Here is a 22,278-nt window from a genome sequence, read left to right on the forward strand (position 1 = left end):
GTTGTGGTTGCATGTTAGGAGACCGGGTGGGGAAACGCAACCAAAAGGTTGCGAATGACCTCAGTATGGTCAGAGATCCAGCACCAGCCGCTGGCCCTTGCAGCGCGACACGCACAGCATCATCGTCTTCTGCGCGGCTTTTTCGGCATCCGACAGGTACTGGTCGCGGTGATCGGCCTGCCCTTCCAGGATGGTGGTTTCGCAGGAGCCGCAGATGCCTTCGCGGCACATGCAGTCCACCTTGATGCCCGCCTTCTCGATGGCGCGCAGCAGCGGTTCGTCGGCGCCGACCTGCAACGTCAGCCCGCTTTTCTGCAGCACGGCCTCGAAGGCGCCGCCGGTGGCGTCGACCTCGTTGCGGAACTGCTCGAAGTGGATGCGGCCCGCGTCCCAGCCCGCGGCGCGCGCGGCGTTGACCACGGCGTCGTTCAGCGGCGCCGGGCCGCAGACATAGACGTGCGTGTCGGCAGGCTGCGCGGCGATCAGCGCGGCGAGGTCGAGCATGGTGCCGCTGTCGCTCTCGTACAGGTGAAGCTGGCCGGGCTGCAGCGTGGCGGGTAGCACGTCCAGGAAGGCGGCGGAACGGGCGTTGCGGAAGCAGTAGTGCAGTTCGAACACCGCGCCGCGCGCGGCCAGCGCCTGGATATGCGTCATGAACGGCGTGATGCCGATGCCGCCGGCGATCAGCAGGTGGCGGCCGGCGCCGTGGTCCAGGCTGAACAGGTTGCCAGGCGCGCCGATATGCAGTTCGTCGCCTTCGCTGACCTGCTCGTGCATATAGCGCGAGCCGCCGCGCGAAGCCTCTTCCAGCCGCACCGCGATCTGGTAGTGGCCGGGCTCGCCCAGCGTGCTGGTCAGCGAATAGGCATTGCGCAGCCGGCCGCCGTCCATATGGACGACCACGTGGCTGCCGCTGTCGAAGGCGGGCAGCGCGCCGCCGTCGCAGGGTTGCAGGGTGAAGCGCTTGATGCCGGCGGCCAGCGGCTCGACGCGGCCGACGCGCACGCGGAGCGTGTCAGTCATGGCGGTACCTCGGAATTCAGGAAAAGCAGGGAAATCGGGAAAGGGGGGCTGGCCGGCATCGGGCCGGCCTGCCGGAGCCGTCAGGTGATCACCGTCAGCTTGGCAGCGATCCACACCACCAGCCCGCCGACGACCAGCGCCACGTAGGGCAGTACGCCGGCGCGCGCATTGGGCAGCTCCATGTCGCGGCGCATCGACTCGGGGAAGCGGCCCTTGTCCTGGATGTAGTGGCGGTACACGAACACCGGCACGATCAGCAGCGCGGCGATCAGGCCGTTGCGCAGCGTGTGCTCGCCCTGGAAGTTGGCGCCGGCGCCGACGAAGGCCAGGTCGAAGAAGCCGAAGAACGCGCCCAGTGCCAGCAGCCAGTTCTTGCACTTGTACGGGCGGGCCCAGTCCGGGCGGTCCATGCGGTGGATCCAGCCCGACTGCAGGTTCAGGAACACGAAGATCATGTAGCAGACGTTGCTGATCGACAGCACCGCCATGTAGTTCGACATCAGCAGCAGGAACAGGTTGAACACCAGATCAGTCCACATCGCGCGCGTGGGCGAGCCGTGCTCGTTCACGTGCGAGAGGTAGCGCGGCAGCCAGCCGTCGACCGAGGCCTGGTACAGCGTGCGCGACGAACCCATCATCGAGGTCATCACGATCAGCAGGATCGCCAGCACCAGCATCACCACGATCACGTTGAACACCACCGCGCCGCCGCCGACGAACCTGGCCATGGCCGCGCCCACGCCGGAGCCGTCGACGATGGCCGGTTCCAGCATGCCCGACAGGCCCAGCGAGCCCTGGAAGGCGATCGGCACCGCGATGAACATGAACAGGCACAGCACGCCGGACCAGAAGATCGCCTTGAAGGTGTCCTTCTGCGGATCCTTGAACTCGCGCGTGTAGCAGACCGCGGTCTCGAAGCCGAAGGTCGACCAGCACGCCAGGAACATCGCGCCCATGGCGGTGCTGATGCCGGCGGCGTTCCAGCCGCCCAGCACCGGGGCGCCTGCGGCGTCATGGGTCAGCGGCAGCAGCGGCAGGAAGTTGGTGGACGGCATGTCGCCGGTGAACATCGGCACCAGCGCGATCAGCACCAGCGGCGTCAGCGAGGCAATGCCCAGGATCCGCTGCGTGGTGGCCGCGGCGGAAGCGCCGCTGTGCTGCAGCTTGAAGGTGACCAGCAGGAAGGCGGTGGCCAGGATGAAGGTGGAGTTCACCCGCAGCGTCAGGCCCTTGCTGACAAAGCCCAGGTCCACCAGCGTCAGTTGCCAGGTGTTGATGACCGAATCGGGCGGGAACAGCGCGCTCAGCATGTAGCCGGCGGCGAGGCTGGTGCCCAGCGCCAGCATCGGCGACCAGGCCACCCAGTTGCACCACACCGAGACCGGTGCGACAAACTTGCTGTAGCGCACCCAGCCGAGCGCGCCATACACCGAGGCGCCGCCGGACTTGTGCGGATACAGGCCCGAGATCTCGGCATAGACGAAGCACTGCGCAAAGCCGACCAGGATGGCGAGGATCCAGATCACCCAGGCCGGGTTGCCGATGGTGGCGGACACGCCGCCGATGGTGAAGAGCACGCCCGCGGGCACGCCGCTGGTGACCCAGAAGGCATCCTTCCAGGTCAGGGTGCGCTGCAGTTCATGCGATTGGGTTTGCTGCTGCGGTTGGGCGGGGGCGATCGGCGCCTGCGCGCCGATCGACAGCACGTCTTTCTGTGAATACACGATGTCTCCTTGCTTCCCGGGTTGCCGTTTATCTGGAGCTGCGCTCCGTCACGGTCTGCCGTCTGCGGTCTGGGTGGGTACGTTGCGGTACTGCCTGCCGGGGTTACGACGGTCGGGAATGTCTGGCGGGGATTCTGGGGGCGTTTCTCATCCTTGTCTCCTGTTGTCATCCCGGGGTTGCCATGCGGCCCGTTACGGGTCTCAGGCATTCGGGTTTCTTGTCGATTCACCATAGGTTAATTAGATTACCAATGGTGCTTCGGGGTGAGTATAGAAACGGCTGGGAGCCAAGGCAACGGAAGTTTTGTATCGTCGTTGCCAAGCGCCCTGGCCGCCTCTTCGTTACTGCTGCACGGGCTGTCCCGGGCGCGGTCCGCCCAGCGTTTCCACCACCGCATGCCCCGCCCGCCGGTTGCGCCACCAGCCCAGCAGCGTCAGCCCCAGCCAGAAGCACTGGGTCAGGAACGACGCCAGGTTGAAGGCGCCGGTCAGCGAGATCAGGATGCAGCTCGGCCCGATCACGTTGAGGACGACGGCCAGCCTGCCGGTCGGGGATTTGTGCAGGACCTGCACGGCAAAATGCGCGGCAACGTAGGCGGCAACGCCGACAAGGCCGGTCGCGTCGGTAAGACCCAGGGAGGCCATGGTGGTAGGAAGCGGTAAAACAGCGGTTGAAGATTGCCGTCAGAACGTCTTGGTCACCGAGACCAGGAACGTGCTTTTCAGCGGGTTGGAAACGGACGGGTTGCCGGACGAATCCAGCGCCCCGGTGGTGTACTTGTCGTAGACGTCGGTGCGCCCCCAGCCGCGGGTATAGGCGCCGGTCACGGTCCAGCCGCCCTCGAAGGCCTTGGACAGCGCCACGCGCACGTCGCGGAAGTTGTAGGCGGCAAAGTTGCGCACGCGCTCCTGGCCGTAGTGCAGCAGCAGCGTGACGCCATGGCCCAGGTCGAAGGTGCCGTTGATATCCAGGTAGCCGGAGCCGCGGCTGTGCAGGTCATTGCCGGCGAGCAGCGAGGCGCTGTTGTAGCCGAAGTAGTCGGGCGTATAGGTCAGCCAGTACTTGACGTTGAACCACTTGTACGTCAGCGACGCGACGGCCTCGCCGTAGTTGTACTTGGTCTGCGCGTACTGCAGTTTCGCGCCCGGGTACAGGTAGTAGTAGACCTGCCCGGCATAGGTGAGATCGCCGACGGTGCCGGTGTAGCCGGCATACAGATCCCATTCGACGGTGCCGCCCTCGATGAACTTGTCGCTGATGCTCGACATCCACGTACCCGCGGAAAAGCCGCTCGGGTGGGCGTAGTCGATGCCGCCCTGCACCGCAGGCCTGCCCCAGGTCTGGCGGAAGCCGCGCGATACGTATTGCGATGTCAGGGTCAGGTTGGCGCTCAGCGGCGCTGGCGATGCAGCCTCGGCCGGCGGCACGGTTGCCGTGACCTGCGGCACCGGCGCCACGGCCAGCGTGGTTTCGGCCCCGGCACTGGTCTGCGCCTGCGCGCTCAGCGCCTGGCACAGCAGCAGGGGCAGGGCGCCTTGCAGGGCCCGTTTTGAAGCAAAGCATTTGCGCAGCATGGAAGTCTCCTCCTTGCAGCCGGTCTGTGTTTGTTCTGGGTAGCCGGCTTTGTGGTGTGGGTGCGCGGCGCGCCGACCGGACGCACGCTGCCCGCCGGGGACCGAAGTCCCGGCAGCACATGCGTCGGTCAGGGGTTCTGGCGGGAAGCCCGCGCGCCGCGCCGCCTGGTCAGGCGGGCATCGGCATCGGCATTCGCGCAGTGGCTGGCGGATGCCGCACCGCGTCTGCCTGCGCCCCGCCACGCGCGGTGGCGGCCTTGTAGTAAGGCGCCGTCGAGCGTTGCAGCGGTGCGCGGCCGCGGATCACGTCGGCCAGCTTCTCGGCCATCATGATGGTGGGCGCGTTCAGGTTGCCGGTGATGATCTTCGGCATGATCGAGGCATCGACCACGCGCAGGCCCGACAGCCCGTGCACGCGGCCCTGGTTGTCGACCACCGCCATCGGGTCGGAAGCGTCGCCCATCTTGCAGGTGCAGGACGGGTGCAGCGCGGTCTCGGCATGCTCGCGCACGAAGGCGTCGATTTCGGCATCGCTCTGGATCATCATGCCGGGCTTGATCTCGCGGCCGCGGAACTGGTCCAGCGCCTGCTGACCGATGATCTCGCGCGTCAGGCGCACCGCGGCACGGAACTCGCGCCAGTCGACGTCGTGCGCCATGTAGTTGAACAGCAGGCGCGGCTTCACGCGCGGATCGCGGCTGGCCAGCTTGACAAAGCCGGTGCTGGGCGAGCGCATCGAGCCCACATGGCACTGGAAGCCATGCGACTGCACCGGGTTGCTGCCGTCGTAGTTCATCGCCAGCGGGATGAAGTGGTACTGCAGGTTGGGCCAGGCAAAGTCATCGCTGCTGCGGATAAAGCCGCCCGCCTCGAAGTGGTTGGAGGCCGCGGTGCCGGTGCCGCGCAGGTACCATTCGATGCCGATCGCGGGCTTGTTCCACCACTTCAGCGCCGGGTATAGCGATACGGGCTTGGTGCATTCGTACTGCAGGTACATCTCGAGGTGGTCCTGCAGGTTCTCGCCGACGCCCTTCAGGTCTGCCACCGACTCGATGCCAAATGCGCGCAGCTCGTCCGCATTGCCCACGCCCGAGCGCAGCAGCAGTTGCGGCGAGGCGATCGCGCCGTTGCTGACGATCACTTCCCGGCGCGCACGCGCTTCGCGCACATGGTCGCCCTGGATGTACGAGACGCCGATGGCGCGCTGGCCGGAGAACAGGATGCGGTCCGCCAGCGCGCGCGTATGCACGGTCAGGTTGGGCCGGTCCTTGGCCTGGTCCAGATAGGCCAGCGAGGTGCTGCAGCGGCGCCCGCGCGCGGTGGTGGTGCGGTCCATCGGGCCGAAGCCTTCCTGCTTGTAGCCGTTCAGGTCATCGGTCTGGCCATAGCCGGCCTGCTCGCCGGCCTTGATAAAGGCGCGGAACAGCGGGCTGATATCGGCCTTGGGCGTAGTCACGTGCAGCGGGCCGTTGCCGCCGTGGTAGTCGTTGGCGCCCTTGTCATAGGTCTCGGCCTTGCGGAAGTAGGGCAGGCAGTCGGCGTAGCTCCAGTTCTCCAGCGACTTGTTTTCTGCCCAGCCGTCGTAGTCCATCGCGTTGCCGCGGATATAGACCATGCCGTTGATCAGCGACGAACCGCCCAGCCCCTTGCCGCGGCCCTGCGTCATGCGCCGGTTGTTCATATGCGGCTCGGGCTCGGTCACGTAGGCCCAGTTGTAGGTGGTGCCCTGCAGCGGATACGCCAGTGCCGCCGGCATCTGGGTGCGCCAGTCCAGGCGCCAGTCGGGGCCGCCGGCTTCCAGCAGCAGCACCGAGACATCGGCATCCTCGGTCAGCCGCGCGGCCAGCACGCAGCCGGCCGAGCCCGCGCCGACGATGATGTAGTCGTACTCATGGATTGCCTGCATGGTGCAATCTCCTTGTTTGCTTGACGCCGTGCGTGGCGCCCGGGGGCGGGCCTGCCGCGCACGCGATTGCGAAGTCAGCTGCGCTCAGGCGCCAAACCAGCCCATCGCCTTGGGGGCCAGGTTGATATAGCTGTGCTTGAGTTCGGTGTACTCGTCCAGGCCGACGCGGGCCAGCTCGCGGCCGATGCCGCTCGCCTTGTAGCCGCCCCACGGCGCTTCCGGGAAGTACGGGTGGTAGTCGTTGACCCACACTGTGCCGAAGCGCAGCCCGCGCGACATCCGGTTGGCCTTGTCCAGGTCGCGGGTCCAGACCGCGCCGGCCAGGCCGTACGGGGTGTCGTTGGCGGCACGCAGCACCTCTTCCTCGGAGCGGAAGCGCTCGGCCGTGATCACCGGCCCGAAAATCTCCTCCTTCGCAATCTTCATGTCTGCCGTCACGTCGGCCAGCAGCGTCGGTTCCAGCCAGTAGCCCTTCTTGAAGACGTCGCCCGCCGGCCGCTTGCCGCCGTGAACCAGCCGTGCGCCCTCGGCAATGCCGGCCTGCACCATGCCCAGGATCTTCTCGTGCTGTTGCGCCGACTGCACCGGGCCCATCTGGGTCTCGCCGTGGAAGCCGTTGCCGATCACGATGCGCGGCAGGCGCTCGGCCAGCCGGCTGATGAATGCATCATAGATGCTGTCCTCGATCATCAGGCGCGAGCCGGCGGAGCAGACCTGCCCGGCGTGGAAGAACGCGGCATTGAGCGCGTAATCCACCGCTGCGTCCAGGTCGGCATCGGCAAAGACGATGTTCGGGTTCTTGCCGCCCAGCTCCAGGCCGATGCGCTTGAAGTTGCCGGTGGCGGCCTTCATGATGCTTTCGCCGGCATAGGCGCCGCCGGTGAACGAGACCAGGTCCACGTCCAGGCTCTCGGCCAGCTCGGCGCCGACTTCGGCGCCGCCGGTCACCAGGTTGAACACACCGGGCGGCAGGTCCAGCTCGGCCACCAGTTGCGTGAAGTGGTGCGTGGTCAGCGGCGTCAGGTTGCTGGGCTTGATCACCACGGTATTGCCTGCGCCCAGCGCGGGCGCGATCTTCCATGCGGCCTGCAGCAGCGGGTAGTTCCACGGCGTGATCAGGCCGCACACGCCAACCGGCTCGCGCAGCGTGCGGCTGATCACATGGTGCGGGGCTTCGTTGACCGCGCCCGACTCGGATGCGACCAGCCCCGCGAAGTAGCGGAAGGTGGCGGCGATATCGCCCATGTCGGTCCGGCTCTCGGTCAGCGTCTTGCCGGTGTTGAGCGACTCCAGGTGGGCGAGCCTCCCGGCATCGCGGTCGATCAGTTCGGCGATCTTGTTCAGCAGCCTGGCGCGGTCACGGATCGTCGTCTGGCGCCACGGGCCGTCGAAGGCCTTGCGCGCAGCGGCGATGGCCAGGCGCGCGTCGGCGCGGGTGGCTTCGGCGGCCTGGGCGATCACGGACTCGTCGGCGGGGCTCAGGATGGCGCGCGTGCCTTGGTCGATGGGCGACTGCCACTGGCCGTCGATATAGAGCTGGGTCTGGATCATTGCTGCGGTTCCGGTTCGGTGGTTCGTTTCAGGCGGCCAGGGCGTCGAGCACCATCTGCTGGAAGTGCTGCACGCCGTGCTCGCCGATGGCGGAGGTCTTGTCGTCGGTGACCAGCAGCGGGCCCTGCCCGTTGCGGTAGCCGCGCGACTTCAGGCCGCGCTGCACCGATTCGACGATGCTCAGGTCTTCGGGCTTGAGCACGTTCTTGTAGTACTCGATCAGTTGCTCCTGCTCGGCCGTGGGCGTGCTGTCGCGGAAGTAGAATTCGAAGTGCTGGATGGTGGTGTCGGCATCCACCGGGAACATGTAGAACACGCCGTAGTTGCCATCTCCCGGCAGCACGTTCAGCGTCACGTTGGGCCACAGCCAGTAGGCGGCGAAGTCGGTGTTGGGGGCGTCGCTGTCATAGGTGAAGGCGTCGCTGCCCGAGCGGGTCTGGCCGACCTGGCTGGTGTAGAGGCCGCGCACTTCGTGCTTGTAGGTCTCCATCCTGATCGACTCGACCAGCGCCGGGTGCGCGGTCTGGCAGTGCAGGCATTCCAGGTAGTTGTCGACCACCACCTTCCAGTTGGCCTTCATCTCGTAGCTGAGCTTGTGCGCGGGCACCAGCTTGTCGACGTCCGGGCAGCGCGCGCGGATCTCGTCGTTGAGGCCGCCTGCCAGCTCGGCCAGCGGTTTCGCGTCCATGTCCAGGTTGACGAAGACCAGGCCGCAGAACTCTTCCACGCGCACCGGCGTCAGGCCGGCGTTGTCCTTGCAGAAGCCCGGCACGTTCTCGGCGTTGCGCACGTGGATCAGCTTGCCGTCCAGGCCGAACGACCAGGCGTGGTACGGGCAGGTGATGACGTTCTTGGCCTTGCCCGCGCCATCCGCAAACAGCTCATGGGCGCGGTGCGGGCAGACGTTGTAGAACGCGCGCAACACGCCGTCGCGGCCGCGCACCACGAACACGTTCTCGCCGGCCACTTTCACCGTGGCGTACTGGTTGTTCTCGGCCACCTGGCTCTTGTGCATCACACACACCCAGCTGCGCGCGAAGATGGTCTTCTTCTCCTGCTCGAAGACTTCCTGCGAGGTGTAGTAGTGGGCCGGCAGCGTATAGGCCAGCGGCGGGGTGGTGCCGCAGGCGGGGGCGATGGTCTCTTGCATGGGGTTGTCTCCTCGTTGGTCTCGGTGCTTTATCGATTCACTAATAGTTAATTAAATTACTATTGGTGATGTGAGGTGAAGTCTAGTGAGGAGCGTAGGGGTACCGCAATTCAAAAAAACGATGAAGTCTGCTAGATTGATGGTCTGTAGCTATCAATTCGCGCGATTTGCTGGGATGGTGTAAGGTTCGAGTAACTCAATTCACCATCGGTTGAAAAAAAGCGGAGGGGATGCCCATGACGGAAGACACTTTTGCCGCGCGCCTGAAGGGGGTGCTGGAAGGCAAAAGGATCATGCTCAAGCAGGTGGCAGAGGCGCTGTCGGTATCGCCGTCGGCGGTGCACAAGTGGACCCGCGGCGGCGAGATCGAATACGAGCGGCTGCTCGCGCTGGCGCGCTTCCTGGGCGTCAACTGGCTGTGGCTGCGCTACGGCGAGCAGGCCATCGCCGACCTGGAGGCCAGCACCGCCTCTGACCCGCACATCAAGGAACTGCGCCAGAAGCACCTGGCGGAGATCATGGAGAGCGAGGCGCGCATGAAGTTCGCGCAGGAGGTCTCGGGCATCGTCACCTGGGAATGGAACGTGCTGACCGATGGCCTGACCTACTCGTCCAACGACGTCACGCTGTTCGGCCGCCATATCCGCAACATGGACGACTTCTGGGCCTGCGTGCATCCGGCCGACGTTGCGCGCCTGCGCGAGGTGCTGGCGCGCACGCTGGGCGCGCAGGAGATGCACGAGTGGGAGTTCCGCGTCGTGCACGGCGACACCACGCGCTGGATCTCGTCGCGGGCCACGCTGGTGCGCGACTTCGACCAGCGCCCGGTCAAGATGATCGGCGTCAGCCTGGACATCACCGAGCGGCGCCGCGCCGAGGCTGCGCTGCGCCAGAACGAGGCGCTGCTGGCCAAGGCGCAGGAGATTGCCCACCTGGGCGGCTGGTACTGGAATATCCAGACCGACGACTGCGCCTGGACCGACGAGGCCTACCGCATCTTCGGCTGGGCCCCGCAGGCGTTCAAGGTGACCATGGAGCGCTACCTGGCGTCGATCGTCGAGGAAGACCGCGCCCGCGTGCAGGCGGCCATCCGCGCGGCCATCGTCGACAAGGCGCCGTACAGTGTCGACTACCGCATCCAGCTGCCCGACGGCAGCCATCGCGACATCCATGAGGAAGGCGAGGTCACGCTGGACGAGCACGGCAACGCCCTGACCATGGTCGGCGCCTCGCAGGATGTCACCGAGCCGGCAGCGCCGCCGGCAAGCGGCGGCGGCAAGGCCTCGCGCAAGCGTGCGGCGGACAAGTCACGCGCACCAGCCTGACAGCGCCACAGGGCGGCATGCATTGCCGCCCTTTTTCATTGGGGCGGGCCTTCTGCATCACGCGAAGGAATAAAACCGTTTGTTTCAGCGTAAACCTTAGTGGAACGTTTGTTTCATGTTCCGCTATGATGGCATCTCCATGGCGCCGGATCCCGCGCGCCTGTACAAGGAGGAGATCCATCATGTCCCTGGCCAAGCCAGCCATCCCGCAGTCCCCGGGCCACGCCGCCTTGCTGCCGGACGCCGCCGCCACGGCGTTCGCCAAGGTCACGCGCCGCATCGTGCCGTTTATCGTGCTGTGCTACTTCTTCAGCTACCTGGACCGGGTCAACGTCGGCTTCGCCAAGCTGCAGATGCAGCAGGCGCTGGGGCTGAGCGACGTGGTCTATGGCCTGGGCGCCGGCATCTTCTTCTGGGGCTACATGCTGTGCCAGGTGCCCAGCAGCCTGCTGATCTACCGGCTCGGCATGCGCCGCAGCATGGCGGCCATCATGATCCTGTGGGGGCTGGTATCCGCCGCGACCATGTTCGTGACCACGCCGATGGAGTTCTACGCCGCGCGCTTCCTGCTGGGCGTGACCGAGGCCGGCTTCTTCCCGGCCGCGGTGATGTACCTGAACAAGTGGTACCCGGCCGACCGGCAGTCGCGCATCATGTCGATCCTGTTCCTGGCGATGCCGCTGGGCATGGTGCTGGGCGGCCCGATCTCCGGCGCGCTGATGTCGGCCACGCATGACCTGCACGGGCTGCAAGGCTGGCAGTGGATGTTCCTGATCGAGGCGCTGCCGGCCATCGTGCTGGGCCTGCTGCTGTTGCGCATGCTGCCCGAGTCGCCGGAGGCCGCGCCGTGGCTCACGCCGGCCGAAGCGGGCGCCATCACGCGCACGCTGACCACCGAGAACGCGAAGAAGAACACCCGCTTCATCGCCGCGCTCAAGTCGCCGATCCTGTGGATGCTGATGGCGATCTGCCTGCTGTTCAATATCGGCAACTACGGCCTGGTGTTCTGGCTGCCCACCATCATCCAGTCGACCGGGATGTCGTCGCCGCTTGAGATCGCCATGCTGACGGCGATCCCGTATGCGGTCGCGTGCGTGGCGATGAACGTCAACGCCGCGCACGCCGAGCGCACCGGCGAGCGCCGCCTGCACTCCGCGCTGCCGCTGCTGGTGGCCGCCGTTGGCATGTGGGCGAGCACGCTGTTTCCGCACAACACGGTGATGGCGATGGTGTTCCTGACTATCGGCATTTCCGGCCTGATGGCCACGCTGTCGATGTTCTGGGGCCTGCCGGGCCGCGTGCTGGCCGGCACCGCCGCGGCTGGCGGCATTGCCATGATCAACAGCGCGGCCAGCCTGGCCGGCCTGATCGGCCCGGTGCTGATGGGCGGCATCAAGCAGAGCACCGGCAGCATCTCGCTGGGCGTGCTGGCGCTGGCCGGGCTGATGCTGGCCGCGGCCGTGCTGATCCTGGCGATTCCGCGCCAGCTGATGCAATCGCGGAGCTGAGGGATGGCGCAAGCAACCATGGCACAAGCAAGCGACGACGCTCCCGCCGGCCTGGTGGCGCAAGCCGCCGCGAGCCTGCAGGTGCCGGTGGCACCTCAGGATTGCGAGCAGGCCGCCGCGCTGCTGGCCGGCATGGCGGCCATGGTGGCGGGCCTGCGCCAGGCGCTGGCGCAAGCGGAGGGGCAGCATGGCTGCTGACACGCTGATCGCCGCCGCCATGGCCGCGCAGGTACGCAGCGGCGAGCGGCTTGCCCTCGACCTGGTGCAAGACGCCCTGCAGCGCGCCGAAGCCGCCGCGCCGCTCAATGCCTGCTCGGCGCTGCTGGCGGACAGTGCACTGGCGCAGGCCGCCGCGCTGGACCGGCTGCGCGCGCAGGGCCGGCCGCTGCCGCCGCTGGCGGGCGTGCCGTTCGTGGTGAAGAACCTGCTGGACGTGCGCGGCCACGCCACGCTGGCCGGCGCCGCGCCACGCGCGCAGGAGCCGCCGGCACCGCGCCATGCCGATACGGTCGAGGCGCTGGTCGCCGCGGGCGCGGTGCCCGTTGCGCTGGCGGCGATGGACGAATACGCGTGCGGCGCCACCGGCGAGAACGTGATCGGCGGTCCGGTGCGCAATCCGCTCGATCCGTCGCGCATCACCGGCGGCTCGTCGGCCGGCACCGCGGCGCTGGTGGCTGCCGGGGTGGTCCCGTTCGGGCTGGGATCGGATACCAATGGGTCGATCCGCGCCCCGGCAGCGTTCTGCGGCATCTGGGGGCTGCGCCCGACCACGGGGCGGTTGTCCCTGGCCGGATGCGTGCCGTATGCGCAGAGCCTGGATACGGTCGGCCCGATGGCCGGCAGCGCCGGTGACCTCGCGCTGGCCTATGCGGCCATGCTCGGCGTGGACGCGCCTGCTGATCCGCAAGGCCGTGGTGTCGCGACGCTGCGCGTCGGCGTGCTCGGCCGCGGCTTCTCTGATTTTGCCGAGCCCTGGGTGCAGGCGGCAGTGCTGCGCGTGGCTTCGGCCTTTGGCGCGGTGCGCACTATCGACCTGCCCGACGCCGATTCGGCGCGCGACGCCGCCTCAGTGATCTCCGCTTACGAAGTCGGGCGCAACCACCAGGCCATGGGGTTCTCCGAGCGCCACGGCCGCCACAGCGCCTTCGTGCGCCAGCGCATCCTGGCCGGGCTCGCGATGCCGCGCGGCTGGTATGACACCGCGCGCCAGTACCAGTCGGCGTGGCGGCAGCGGCTGCTGGCGCTGTTCGATGACGTCGACCTGCTGCTGGCCCCTTCGACGCCCTATGCGGCCACGCCGATCGGTGCCGACACCGTCAACGGCGCCGGCCGCATCTACCGCCCGCGTGCCGATGCCGGGCACCTGACGCGCCCGTTGTCGCTGGCGGGCCTGCCAGTGGTGGCCGCGCCTTGTGCGGGCGAGGGCTTGCCCGCAGGCATCCAGATCGTGGCGGCGCCCTGGCTGGAGAGCCAGGCACTGGCGGCGGCGCGCTTCCTTGAGGCGCAGGGGCTGTGCCGCAGCGCGGCGCCCCGATGGCTGTAACGACTGTTTCATGGAGTTCGGGCCGTTACGGCAAGGGCTGTCGTGCCGGCGCCGCATCACGCTTGTTTCATTTTTTCTTCATAAGAAACAAATGTTGCATCGACTCGGGCCATGCCCCTATACTGCAAACGCGTAGTCGGGTCCAACCCAGGTACTGAACGGGATATCGAGATGCAAGAGCAAAGGCAGCAGCAAAAGCGACGGCTCATGGCCACCCTGTTGTGGCTGGGCGCCGCGGGCCTGGCTGGCCCGGCAGTGGCGGACAGCTATCCGTCGCGCCCGATCCGCCTGGTGGTGCCGTCAGCCGCCGGCGGCAGTCCTGACGTGCTGATGCGCGCATTGGGCGCCGAAGTCGGCAAGTCGCTGGGCCAGTCGTTCGTGATCGACAACAAGCCCGGCGCCTCGGGCGTGATCGGCATCTCCGAACTGGAACGCGCCGCGCCTGACGGCTACACGCTCGGCTATGCCAACAACGTGACGCTGTCGATCAACAAGAGCACCTTCCGCAAGCTGCCGTACCGGCCCGATGCCTTCGTGCCGGTGGTGCTGCTGTTCAAGGTGCCGAATGTGATCGCGGTCAGGCCGGAGATGCCGGTGAAGACCTTTGCCGAGCTGGTGGCCTACGTCAAGGCCAACCCGGACAAGGTCACCTATGCCTCGCCGGGCCAGGGCACGTCCGGCCACCTGACCGGCCAGCTGCTCGCGGACAAGGCGGGGCTGGCCTGGACGCACGTCGGCTACAAGGGCAGCCCGCAGGCCGCCACCGATGTGATGGGCGGCCAGGTCAATGTGCTGATCGACAACATGCCGACCATCCTGCCGCTGATCAAGGCCGGCAAGCTCAAGCCGCTGGCAGTGACCAGCCTGGCGCGCTCGCCGCTGCTGCCGGCGCTGCCCACCATCGCGGAGTCCGGCGTGCCGGGTTTCGAAGGGGTGGCCTGGGGCGGCCTGGTCGCGCCGCAAGGCACGCCCGCCGGGGTGGTGGGCAAGCTCAACGGCGCCTTCAACCGCGCGCTGGCGGATCCGGCCATCAAGGACAAGTTCGCCGCGCTGGGCGCCGAGACGGTCGGCGGCACGCCGCAGGCGCTGGCCGGCTATGCCGCGCGTGAAACCGACAAATGGGCGGCCGTGGTCAGGCAGGCCGGCATCACGCCGCAATAACACCGCCGACGAGACAAGGATTGACGATGGCATCGCAACCAGCCGCGCCCCGGCGCGCCGACCTGATCTTCCGCAACGCCACGGTCGTGGACGGCACGGGCGCAGCCCGCCGCGTGGCCAATGTGGCAGTCGCGGGCGACCGCATCGTCGCCGTGGGCGACTGCGCTGACATGACTGCGGAACATACCGTGGACGCAGCCGGCCGCGTGCTGGCACCGGGCTTTATCGATGCCCACACGCACGACGACGGCTACCTGCTGGTGCATCGGGACATGACGCCCAAGGTGTCGCAGGGCATCACCACCGTGGTCACCGGCAACTGCGGCATCAGCGTGGCACCGCTGGTCAGCAGCGCGCCGCCGCAGCCGCTGGACCTGCTGGGGCCGCCCGCGCTGTTCCGCTTCGATACCTTCGCGCAGTGGCTCGACGCGCTGCGCGCGACGCCGGCCAATGTCAACGTGGTGCCGCTGCTCGGGCATTCGACGTTGCGCGTGCGCGCGATGCCGGAACTGGACCGGGCCGCCAATGCAGAAGAAATCGCTGCGATGCGGGACGAGGTCAGGCTGGCGATGGAGGCGGGCGCCTTCGGTGTCTCGACCGGCACGTTCTATCCGCCCGCGGCAGCCGCCACCGAAGCCGAGATCATCGCCGTGAGCGAGCCGGTCCGCACCCACGGCGGCGTCTATTCCACCCACCTGCGCGACGAGACCGACGACATCGTGCCGTCGATCGAAGAAGCGCTGCGCATTGGCCGCGCGCTTGGCTGCCCGGTGGTGTTTTCCCACCACAAGGTCGCGGGCAAGCGCAATCATGGCCGCTCGGTCGAAACCCTCGGGCTGCTGGCCGACGCCGCGCGCCTGCAGCCGCTGTGCCTGGACTGCCATCCCTATCCCGCGACCTCGACCATGCTGCGGCTGGACCGCGTGCGCCAGTCCACGCGCACCATGGTCACTTGGTCCACCGGCTACCCGCCCGCGGGCGGCCGCGACTTCCACGAGCTGATGCAGGAGCTTGGCCTGGACGAAGACGCGCTCTTGGCAAAGCTGCGCCCCGCGGCGGCGATCTATTTCATCATGGATGAGCGCGACGTCGAGCGCATTGCGCAGTTTCCGCTGACCATCTTCGGCTCGGACGGCCTGCCCTTCGATCCGCGCCCGCATCCGCGCCAGTGGGGCACCTTCCCGCGCATCCTGGCGCGCATGGTGCGCGAAGACCAGCTGATGACGCTGGAAACCGCAATCCACAAGATGTCCGGCCTGGCTGCGCAGCAATACGGGCTGGCGGACCGCGGCCGGATCGTGCCGGGCGCGTTTGCCGACCTGGTGCTGTTCGATGCGGACCGGGTGCAGGACCGTGCCACCTTTGAAGACCCGCTGCAACTGAGCACCGGCATCCACGGCGTCTGGGTCAACGGCGCCAGGGTCTGGGAACAGTCCACGCAGACGGACAGCGAAGGCAGCGCACTGCCCGCGTTTTCCGGCCGCGTGCTGGAGCGCTGCCCCGCCGACACCGATTCCGCTTTGCCCCGCTGACGCGCGGCCCCACCACCACATCATCATGACCCACGTATTCCATCGCAATCCGCGCCAGAAGCTGCCCGTTGCCGTTGCCGGGCAGGGCATCGAACTGATCGACAGCGAAGGCCGGCGCTATCTCGACGCCTCCGGCGGCGCCGCCGTGTCGTGCCTGGGGCACGGCCATCCGCGCGTGATCGAGGCGATCAAGGCGCAGCTCGACACCATCGCCTACGCGCATACCTCGTTCTTCACCACCGAGGTGTCGGAAACGCTGGCCGAGACGCTGGCGCAGGCCGCGCCTGGCGATCTCGACCATGTCTACTTTGTCTCCGGCGGTTCCGAAGCGGTGGAGTCGGCGCTGAAGCTGGCGCGCCAGTATTTCGTCGAAGTAGGGCAGCCCAGCCGCCGCCACTTCATCGCGCGTCGCCAGAGCTACCACGGCAACACCCTGGGCGCGCTGGCCATCGGCGGCAACGCCTGGCGGCGCGAGCCCTTCCTGCCGCTGCTGGTGCCGGCGCACCACGTGTCGCCGTGCTATGCCTACCGCGACCAGCAGGCCGGCGAGACCGACCCGCAGTACGCACAGCGCCTGGCCGACGAGCTGGAAGCGAAGATCCTGGAACTCGGCCCGGACACCGTGGCCGCCTTCGTCGCCGAAACCGTGGTGGGCGCCACCGCCGGCGCGGTGCCGCCGGTGGGCGACTACCTGAAGCGCATCCGCGCCGTGTGCGACAAGTACGGTGTGCTGCTGATCCTGGATGAGGTGATGTCAGGCATGGGCCGTACCGGCTACCTGTTCGCGTGCGAAGAGGATGGCGTGGTGCCCGATATCGTCACCATCGCCAAGGGCCTGGGCGCGGGCTACCAGCCGATCGGCGCGATGCTGTCGACGCGCAGGATCTACGACGCCATCGTCGGCGGCAGCGGCTTCTTCCAGCATGGCCACACCTATATCGGCCATGCGACTGCCTGCGCCGCGGCACTGGCGGTACAGCGGACCATTGCCGAAGACAAGCTGCTGGCCAACGTGCTGGCCCGCGGCGAGCAACTGCGCGCACAGCTGCGCGAGGCGCTGGGTGACCATCCCAACCTGGGTGATGTCCGTGGACGCGGCTTGTTCGTTGGCGTGGAGTTCGTTGCCGACCGCGACAGCAAGGCCACGCTCGATCCGGCGCTGAAGACGCATGCGCGGTTGAAATCCGCCGCGATGCAGAATGGCTTGCTGGTCTATCCGATGGGGGGCACGGTCGACGGCGTGCGCGGCGACCACGTGCTGTTCGCACCGCCGTTTATTTGCACGCCGCAGGATATTGACCGCATCGTCGAGCGCTTTGCGGCGGCGGTGCAGGCGGTGCTGCCGGCTTGCGTGACGGCTTGAATTGCTGAAGGCTCCTGCCTCCCGCGGGTTTGCCCCCCTCTCCCGCTTGCGGGAGAGGGGGGCAAACAAGCGGTCAGCGGGCCATGGCCGCAGCTGCAGCGCTGCCCACATCAGCCGAACGCAGCAACCTGCCTGAATGCGCCATGCCCCGGCGCCTGTGCTGACGCCGGTTCCGCATCCAGCTTGAATTCGCCCACCACGCGCTGCAGCTCAGTGGCCTGGCCCGCCAGTTCGTGCGAGGCACTGGCCGCCTGCTCCACCAGCGCCGCATTCTGCTGCGTCACGGTGTCCATCTGCGCCACCGCCTCATTGACCTGCGCAATCCCGGCACTCTGCTGCTCAGAGGCCGCAGTGATCTCGCCCAGCAGCCCGGTCACGCTGGCCACTGCCTGAACGATCTCCTGCATGGTCTCGCCGGCCTGGCCCACCAGTGCCGAGCCGCTGTCCACCTGCTGCACCGAATCGTCGATCAGCTGCTTGATCTCCCGCGCCGCCGAAGCACTGCGCTGCGCCAGCGTGCGCACCTCGCCGGCCACCACGGCAAAGCCGCGCCCCTGCTCACCCGCGCGCGCGGCTTCCACCGCCGCGTTCAGCGCCAGGATATTGGTCTGGAAGGCAATACCTTCGATCACTTCGATGATGTCCGTGACCTTGCGCGAGCTGGCGCTGATCGCCGACATGGTCTGCACCACGTTGCCCACCACTTCGCCACCGCGCGCGGCGATGCCCGATGCGGTTGCCGCCAGCCCGTTGGCGGCGCGCGCGCGTTCGGTGTTCTGCTGCACCATCGAGGTCAGCTCGCCCATGCTCGACGCGGTCTCTTCCAGCGCCGCTGCCTGCTCTTCCGTGCGCTGCGACAGGTCGGTATTGCCCGCGGCAATCTGGTGCGAAGCGGCGGTGATCGAATCGGTGGAAGCTCGGATGCGTGTCACCAGGTCGGTGAGCATGTCTTCCATCTCTCCCAGGCCGCCCAGCAGCCGCCCAAACTCGCCGCCCCGCTCGGTGTCGAACTCCTGGCTGAGGTCGCCCGCCGCCACGGTTTCGGCAATGTAGACGGCCTCGGACAACGGCGCCTCGATGCTGCGCGCCAGCGCCCAGACCGCGCCCACCGCCAGGCATAGCCCACCCACGCCCAACGCGATCAGCAGGCGCCGCGCATCGGCCGCATCCTGCATCCGCGGCAAGGCCACCGCGATCCCGATCGCCATCAGCGACCACATGGCGCCAAACGCCGCGCCCAGGCGTATGCGAATCCCCAGGTTTTGCATGTCTGTCCCCCGTTTCCACCCCAGAAGTGCAGGCGCCGGCGTGCCGGCTGCCTGTCTTGCCAATGTCTTCGCTGGCCAACTCTTGCTTAACGGCGGGAACGGTGCAGTCTTTAGCGGCTTGCAGGACAGGCAGACCTGCAAGCCGCTGGTGGTGCCGGGCGGCAGCAATATGTCGCGGCATCGACTTACAATTGCAATTGAGTTGCGTTAATATGGCGCCGGTCGACACAGCCAGCGCCTCCATCAATGCGTAAGCATGCGAACATCGTTCGTCTCATCTGGGCCGTGCTCCTGCTCTTGCTAGTGCAGGCGTGGGCCGCGGTGACGCACGTGCATGCGGTACCGGGAACGCAGTTGGAGGCTGTCGTGGCGAACACAAGCGCAGGCGCAATCCCCGATACGGCCGCCACGCCGGACACGTCCGACACGGACCGCGTGCCTGCCGATGGCACGACGGAATGCGATTGCCTGTGGTGCTCGCCCCGGTTGCATCTCTTCATCAGCACCGCCATCGCGGTGCAATTGCTCTGCGTCATCCTGCGCCTGCTGTCACGGGTACGGCAGGTCGATATCGCCGCGCCGACATGGCGTACCCGCTTCCTCTCTCCGCCCGCCTTGCGCGCGCCACCGGCGCTGGCCCGCGCCGCCGGCTAACCCCCGGCCGCATCCCTTTCCCTTACATCTGATTGCGCGTCCGCTGCGTCATGCCAGGCGGGCGGCATCCTCACGTCTGAATTTTGTACGGCAAGCCCGGTGCCCATAGCGGATACCGCCGGGCTGCCGCGAGGCCTCATGAACAAGAACGAAAACACGGGTGCCGCGCGCCCCCTGGCCTGGACACTGCTCGCGCTCTCGTCGGGCGTCTTCAGCCAGGCCGCATTTGCCGAAGGCCAGCATACGGTGCTGCCGGAAGTCAGCGTGGTGGCGACGCAGGACACCAGCCTGCAAGGCAAGCGCAAGCTCGTGACCACGGACAGCACCGGCCTGCCGGCCGCGGTCTCGGTCGTCACCGCCGACGAGTTGGGCACCATCAATATCGGCCGGGACATCTCCAACATGTTCCGTCGTGTACCTGGGGTGGTGGCCAACAACATCGACCAGGGCGACACGGGCAACGGTTTCCGCATGCGCGGCTTCGCCACCCAGGGCACGCACGGCGCCGACACCGCAGTCTATGTGGACGGGGTGCCGCAGAACATGCCGTCCAGCCAGGCCGGCGCCGGACATGGGCCTGCATTCCTGGAATGGCTGACCCCGGACATGATCGGCCAGATCGACGTCGTCAAGGGGCCGGTGTCCGCGTTGTATGGCGACCAGAACCGGGCGGGTGCCGTGCCGATCAGCACGCAGTCGGGCGACGTGCCCTCCAGTATCGGCATCGGCTTCGACCGGTACAACGGCAAGCGCGCAACACTGGTCCTGTCAGGCAGCCATGCCTTGCGGCCCGGGTCCGAGTCGATCCGGTCGCTGTTCGTGGCCGATATCTACCGCACCCATAGCTACCGGTACGACGGCAGCACCGACCGCGACAACTTCTTCTGGAAGCTGTCGACCAGGATCGGCGATGGCGTCTACAGCCTGCGGCTCAACCACTATCGCTCCGAATCGACAGCCGCCGGCTACCTGCTGCTGAGCGACCTGCAATCCGGCAAGGTGGACCCGCGCTCCACGCAATACGGGCTGCCGGGCTTCGGCAGCGGCAAGCGTTCGATGTTCGCGCTGAATCGCGCCCCGGCGCATGGCGAGGACGGCTGGTATGCGACGTTGTACGGGGAAGCCTTCGAGCGCGAGCGCGGCATTGCCACCAGCAGCGTGCAGCACACCGTGGGTTCGGATGACCGGAATATCTTCGGCGGCCGGCTGGCCAACAATTTCACGTTCGGAGACCGGGCCGCGCTCATGGTCGGCGCGGAAGTGCGCCGCGACCGCGGCGACGCGCAGCGCCGGATCTGGGTGCGTGGCGTGCCCACTGCGAACTATATCAACGCGCAGCAGCTCGACCTGCTCACCTACGGGCTGTTCGTGCAGGGGCAGTTCAAGCCGGTCGAAGCGGTCAAGCTGACCGCGGGCCTGCGGCGCGACTGGTTCGACTACGACATCGTCAACCGCAAGCTGCCGGCAGCGAGCACCGACTACTTCTCGGGCGTCACCACGCCCAAGCTCGGCGCGGTCTGGTCGGTGCTGCCCCGGCTCGACCTGTTCGCCAACGTCGCGCAGGGCTTCCGTTCGCCGGCCGCGGAGCAGATCAGCAGCAGCGGGGCCACGGGCCCGCTGGGCGCGCCCGGCGGCACGGTCTATGACGTGTCGCCGTCGAAGGTGAAATCCTACGACGTGGGCTTTACCGCGACGCCGGCCAACAACCTGACCGTGACCGCAGCAGCCTACTACACGCTGAATGAGGACGAGATCGTGGGGCAGCCGGACGGATCGTTCAAGTCGGTCGGCGACACGACGCGCAAGGGATATGAGCTGGAGGCCCGCTGGCGGCCCATCCGCCCGGTGTCGGTCTACGCCAGCTACGGGCAGATCATCCAGGCCGAAGCGAACAACCCGCTGCCCAACACGGGGGCCAGGCTGTCGGTTCCCCGGCACCAGCTCAAGCTGGGCGCCGAGTACCGCCAGCGGCTGCAGGGCGCGCAGCTGACCGTCAATGCCGATGCCTATCTGACTACCGGTATTCCCTACTACATGGGAACGCCGCAGACCCAGCTGCGTTTCATGCCGGCCTACACGCGCTTCGACCTGCGCGCGGTGCTCGACTGGAAGCAATACCAGTTGTCGCTGTTCGCGGTGCTGCAGCCGCACCGGTTCTCGACCGAGGCCGCGTATGGGTCCGCAGCGGGGCTGCTGGTAGCGCCGCAGCCGAAATGGCAAGCCGGCATGGCGGCACGCTATTTCTTCTGACGTATTCGACGGAGACACGACATGCTTGAAATTCGTGACCTGGTCGTCCATCGCGACGGGCGTCGCGTTGTGGACGGCCTGAATATTACCGTGCCGAAGGGCTGCGTCTACGCCTTGCTGGGCGGCAACGGCGCGGGCAAGACCACCACCATCGATGTGACGCTGGGGTTTGTCCCGCCGGCCGGTGGCACGGTGCTGGTCGACGGACTGTCGCCCGTTGCCGATCCGGCTGCGGTCAGGCGGCGCGTCGCCTACCTGCCCGAGAACGTCGCGCTGTATCCCTACTTGTCCGGCGCGGAAAACCTGGATTACTTCTGTGCGATTGCCGGCATCGGCCTGTCGCGCGCCGAGGCTACGGCGCTGCTGGACGGCGCGGGGCTGGCCCGCGACGCGCACGGCCGGCGCGTAGCGAAATACTCGAAAGGCATGCGCCAGAAGGTGGGCCTGGCCATTGCCCAGGCCAAATCCGCGTCATTGCTGCTGCTTGACGAGCCGACTTCGGGGCTGGACCCGGCCGCGGCCGATGACATGGCAAACCGTGTCCGGCAAGCGGCGGACGCGGGCATGGCGGTGCTGATGGCCACGCATGACCTGTTCAACGCCAGGCAGCTCGCCGACCGCATCGGCATCCTGCGTGCCGGCGTGCTGGTGGCCGAGTTCGACGCGGCCACCGTCGGCCACGAGGCACTGGCCTCAACCTACCTGGCCCATGCGCGCGCGCAGGGTGTTGCGCCATGATCAGGAC

Annotated in this window: 18 protein-coding genes; 10 read left to right on the forward strand and 8 right to left on the reverse strand. The window is 67.4% G+C overall.

All coding sequences use genetic code 11. From position 1 onward, the window contains the following. Window positions 1–69: 69 nt before the first annotated feature. From AC3WON_RS17515 to AC3WON_RS17545, 7 genes are all read right to left on the reverse strand, one after another. On the reverse strand, window positions 70–1,023 hold the full coding sequence (locus AC3WON_RS17515; protein ID WP_492352364.1) for a PDR/VanB family oxidoreductase: 954 nt from the start codon (window positions 1,021–1,023) through the stop codon (window positions 70–72). An 80-nt stretch (window positions 1,024–1,103) separates the two neighbouring features. Further along, window positions 1,104–2,726: a trimethylamine N-oxide permease gene (locus AC3WON_RS17520; RefSeq protein ID WP_492352391.1), complete on the reverse strand. Its 1,623-nt coding sequence runs from the start codon at window positions 2,724–2,726 to the stop codon at window positions 1,104–1,106. A gap of 363 nt (window positions 2,727–3,089) precedes the next feature. Continuing rightward, window positions 3,090–3,392 (reverse strand): CBU_0592 family membrane protein, encoded by a 303-nt coding sequence (locus AC3WON_RS17525; RefSeq protein ID WP_010811003.1) that lies wholly within the window; start codon window positions 3,390–3,392, stop codon window positions 3,090–3,092. A gap of 39 nt (window positions 3,393–3,431) precedes the next feature. Next, a complete protein-coding gene (locus AC3WON_RS17530) occupies window positions 3,432–4,322 on the reverse strand; it encodes a TorF family putative porin (RefSeq protein ID WP_492317225.1) in 891 nt (296 codons plus the stop codon). Between the two features lie 169 nt (window positions 4,323–4,491). Beyond that, the gene (betA, locus tag AC3WON_RS17535) at window positions 4,492–6,228 is read right to left on the reverse strand and encodes a choline dehydrogenase (protein WP_492317226.1); all 1,737 of its coding nucleotides are present in this window, start codon (window positions 6,226–6,228) and stop codon (window positions 4,492–4,494) included. Between the two features lie 84 nt (window positions 6,229–6,312). Next, window positions 6,313–7,779 (reverse strand): aldehyde dehydrogenase family protein, encoded by a 1,467-nt coding sequence (locus AC3WON_RS17540; protein WP_492352365.1) that lies wholly within the window; start codon window positions 7,777–7,779, stop codon window positions 6,313–6,315. Window positions 7,780–7,807: 28 nt separating this feature from the next. Further along, window positions 7,808–8,929 (reverse strand): aromatic ring-hydroxylating oxygenase subunit alpha, encoded by a 1,122-nt coding sequence (locus AC3WON_RS17545; protein ID WP_492352366.1) that lies wholly within the window; start codon window positions 8,927–8,929, stop codon window positions 7,808–7,810. A gap of 236 nt (window positions 8,930–9,165) precedes the next feature. Here AC3WON_RS17545 and AC3WON_RS17550 point away from each other — a divergent pair, with 236 nt between their 5' ends. The 7 genes from AC3WON_RS17550 (at window position 9,166) to AC3WON_RS17580 (ending at window position 17,361) form a co-directional block, all read left to right on the forward strand. After that, window positions 9,166–10,254 carry a helix-turn-helix domain-containing protein gene (locus tag AC3WON_RS17550; protein ID WP_492317229.1) on the forward strand — a complete coding sequence of 363 codons (1,089 nt, stop codon included), beginning with the start codon at window positions 9,166–9,168 and terminating at the stop codon, window positions 10,252–10,254. Window positions 10,255–10,436: 182 nt separating this feature from the next. Further along, window positions 10,437–11,762, forward strand: coding sequence for an MFS transporter (locus AC3WON_RS17555; protein WP_492317230.1), 1,326 nt, complete (start codon window positions 10,437–10,439; stop codon window positions 11,760–11,762). Between the two features lie 18 nt (window positions 11,763–11,780). After that, complete coding sequence (locus AC3WON_RS17560) at window positions 11,781–11,960, forward strand: hypothetical protein (RefSeq protein WP_492317231.1); 180 nt, start codon at window positions 11,781–11,783, stop codon at window positions 11,958–11,960. Beyond that, window positions 11,950–13,305: an AtzE family amidohydrolase gene (locus AC3WON_RS17565; RefSeq protein ID WP_492352367.1), complete on the forward strand. Its 1,356-nt coding sequence runs from the start codon at window positions 11,950–11,952 to the stop codon at window positions 13,303–13,305. Before AC3WON_RS17560 ends, AC3WON_RS17565 begins: the two co-directional genes overlap by 11 nt. Window positions 13,306–13,512: 207 nt before the next feature. After that, window positions 13,513–14,466 (forward strand): Bug family tripartite tricarboxylate transporter substrate binding protein, encoded by a 954-nt coding sequence (locus AC3WON_RS17570; protein WP_439672094.1) that lies wholly within the window; start codon window positions 13,513–13,515, stop codon window positions 14,464–14,466. A 26-nt stretch (window positions 14,467–14,492) separates the two neighbouring features. Then, window positions 14,493–15,998, forward strand: a complete 1,506-nt coding sequence (locus AC3WON_RS17575; RefSeq protein WP_492317234.1) for an N-acyl-D-amino-acid deacylase family protein — start codon at window positions 14,493–14,495, stop codon at window positions 15,996–15,998. 25 nt (window positions 15,999–16,023) lie between these two features. Further along, entirely contained in the window at window positions 16,024–17,361 is a 1,338-nt protein-coding gene (locus AC3WON_RS17580) for an aspartate aminotransferase family protein (RefSeq protein ID WP_492352368.1), read from the forward strand. Between the two features lie 110 nt (window positions 17,362–17,471). Here the strand turns inward: AC3WON_RS17580 and AC3WON_RS17585 are convergent, their stop codons facing one another. Continuing rightward, complete coding sequence (locus AC3WON_RS17585; protein WP_492317236.1) at window positions 17,472–18,629, reverse strand: methyl-accepting chemotaxis protein; 1,158 nt, start codon at window positions 18,627–18,629, stop codon at window positions 17,472–17,474. 246 nt (window positions 18,630–18,875) lie between these two features. Here AC3WON_RS17585 and AC3WON_RS17590 point away from each other — a divergent pair, with 246 nt between their 5' ends. The 3 genes from AC3WON_RS17590 to AC3WON_RS17600 all read left to right on the forward strand — a co-directional run bounded on the left by AC3WON_RS17590 (window position 18,876) and on the right by AC3WON_RS17600 (window position 22,271). Then, window positions 18,876–19,283: a DUF2946 family protein gene (locus AC3WON_RS17590; protein WP_492352369.1), complete on the forward strand. Its 408-nt coding sequence runs from the start codon at window positions 18,876–18,878 to the stop codon at window positions 19,281–19,283. A 138-nt stretch (window positions 19,284–19,421) separates the two neighbouring features. Beyond that, entirely contained in the window at window positions 19,422–21,533 is a 2,112-nt protein-coding gene (locus AC3WON_RS17595) for a TonB-dependent receptor (RefSeq protein ID WP_492317238.1), read from the forward strand. 21 nt (window positions 21,534–21,554) lie between these two features. Beyond that, window positions 21,555–22,271 (forward strand): ABC transporter ATP-binding protein, encoded by a 717-nt coding sequence (locus AC3WON_RS17600; RefSeq protein ID WP_492317239.1) that lies wholly within the window; start codon window positions 21,555–21,557, stop codon window positions 22,269–22,271. The last annotated feature ends 7 nt before the right edge of the window (window positions 22,272–22,278 follow it).

The sequence above is a fragment of the Cupriavidus sp. FW305-46 genome (genome assembly GCF_058787075.1).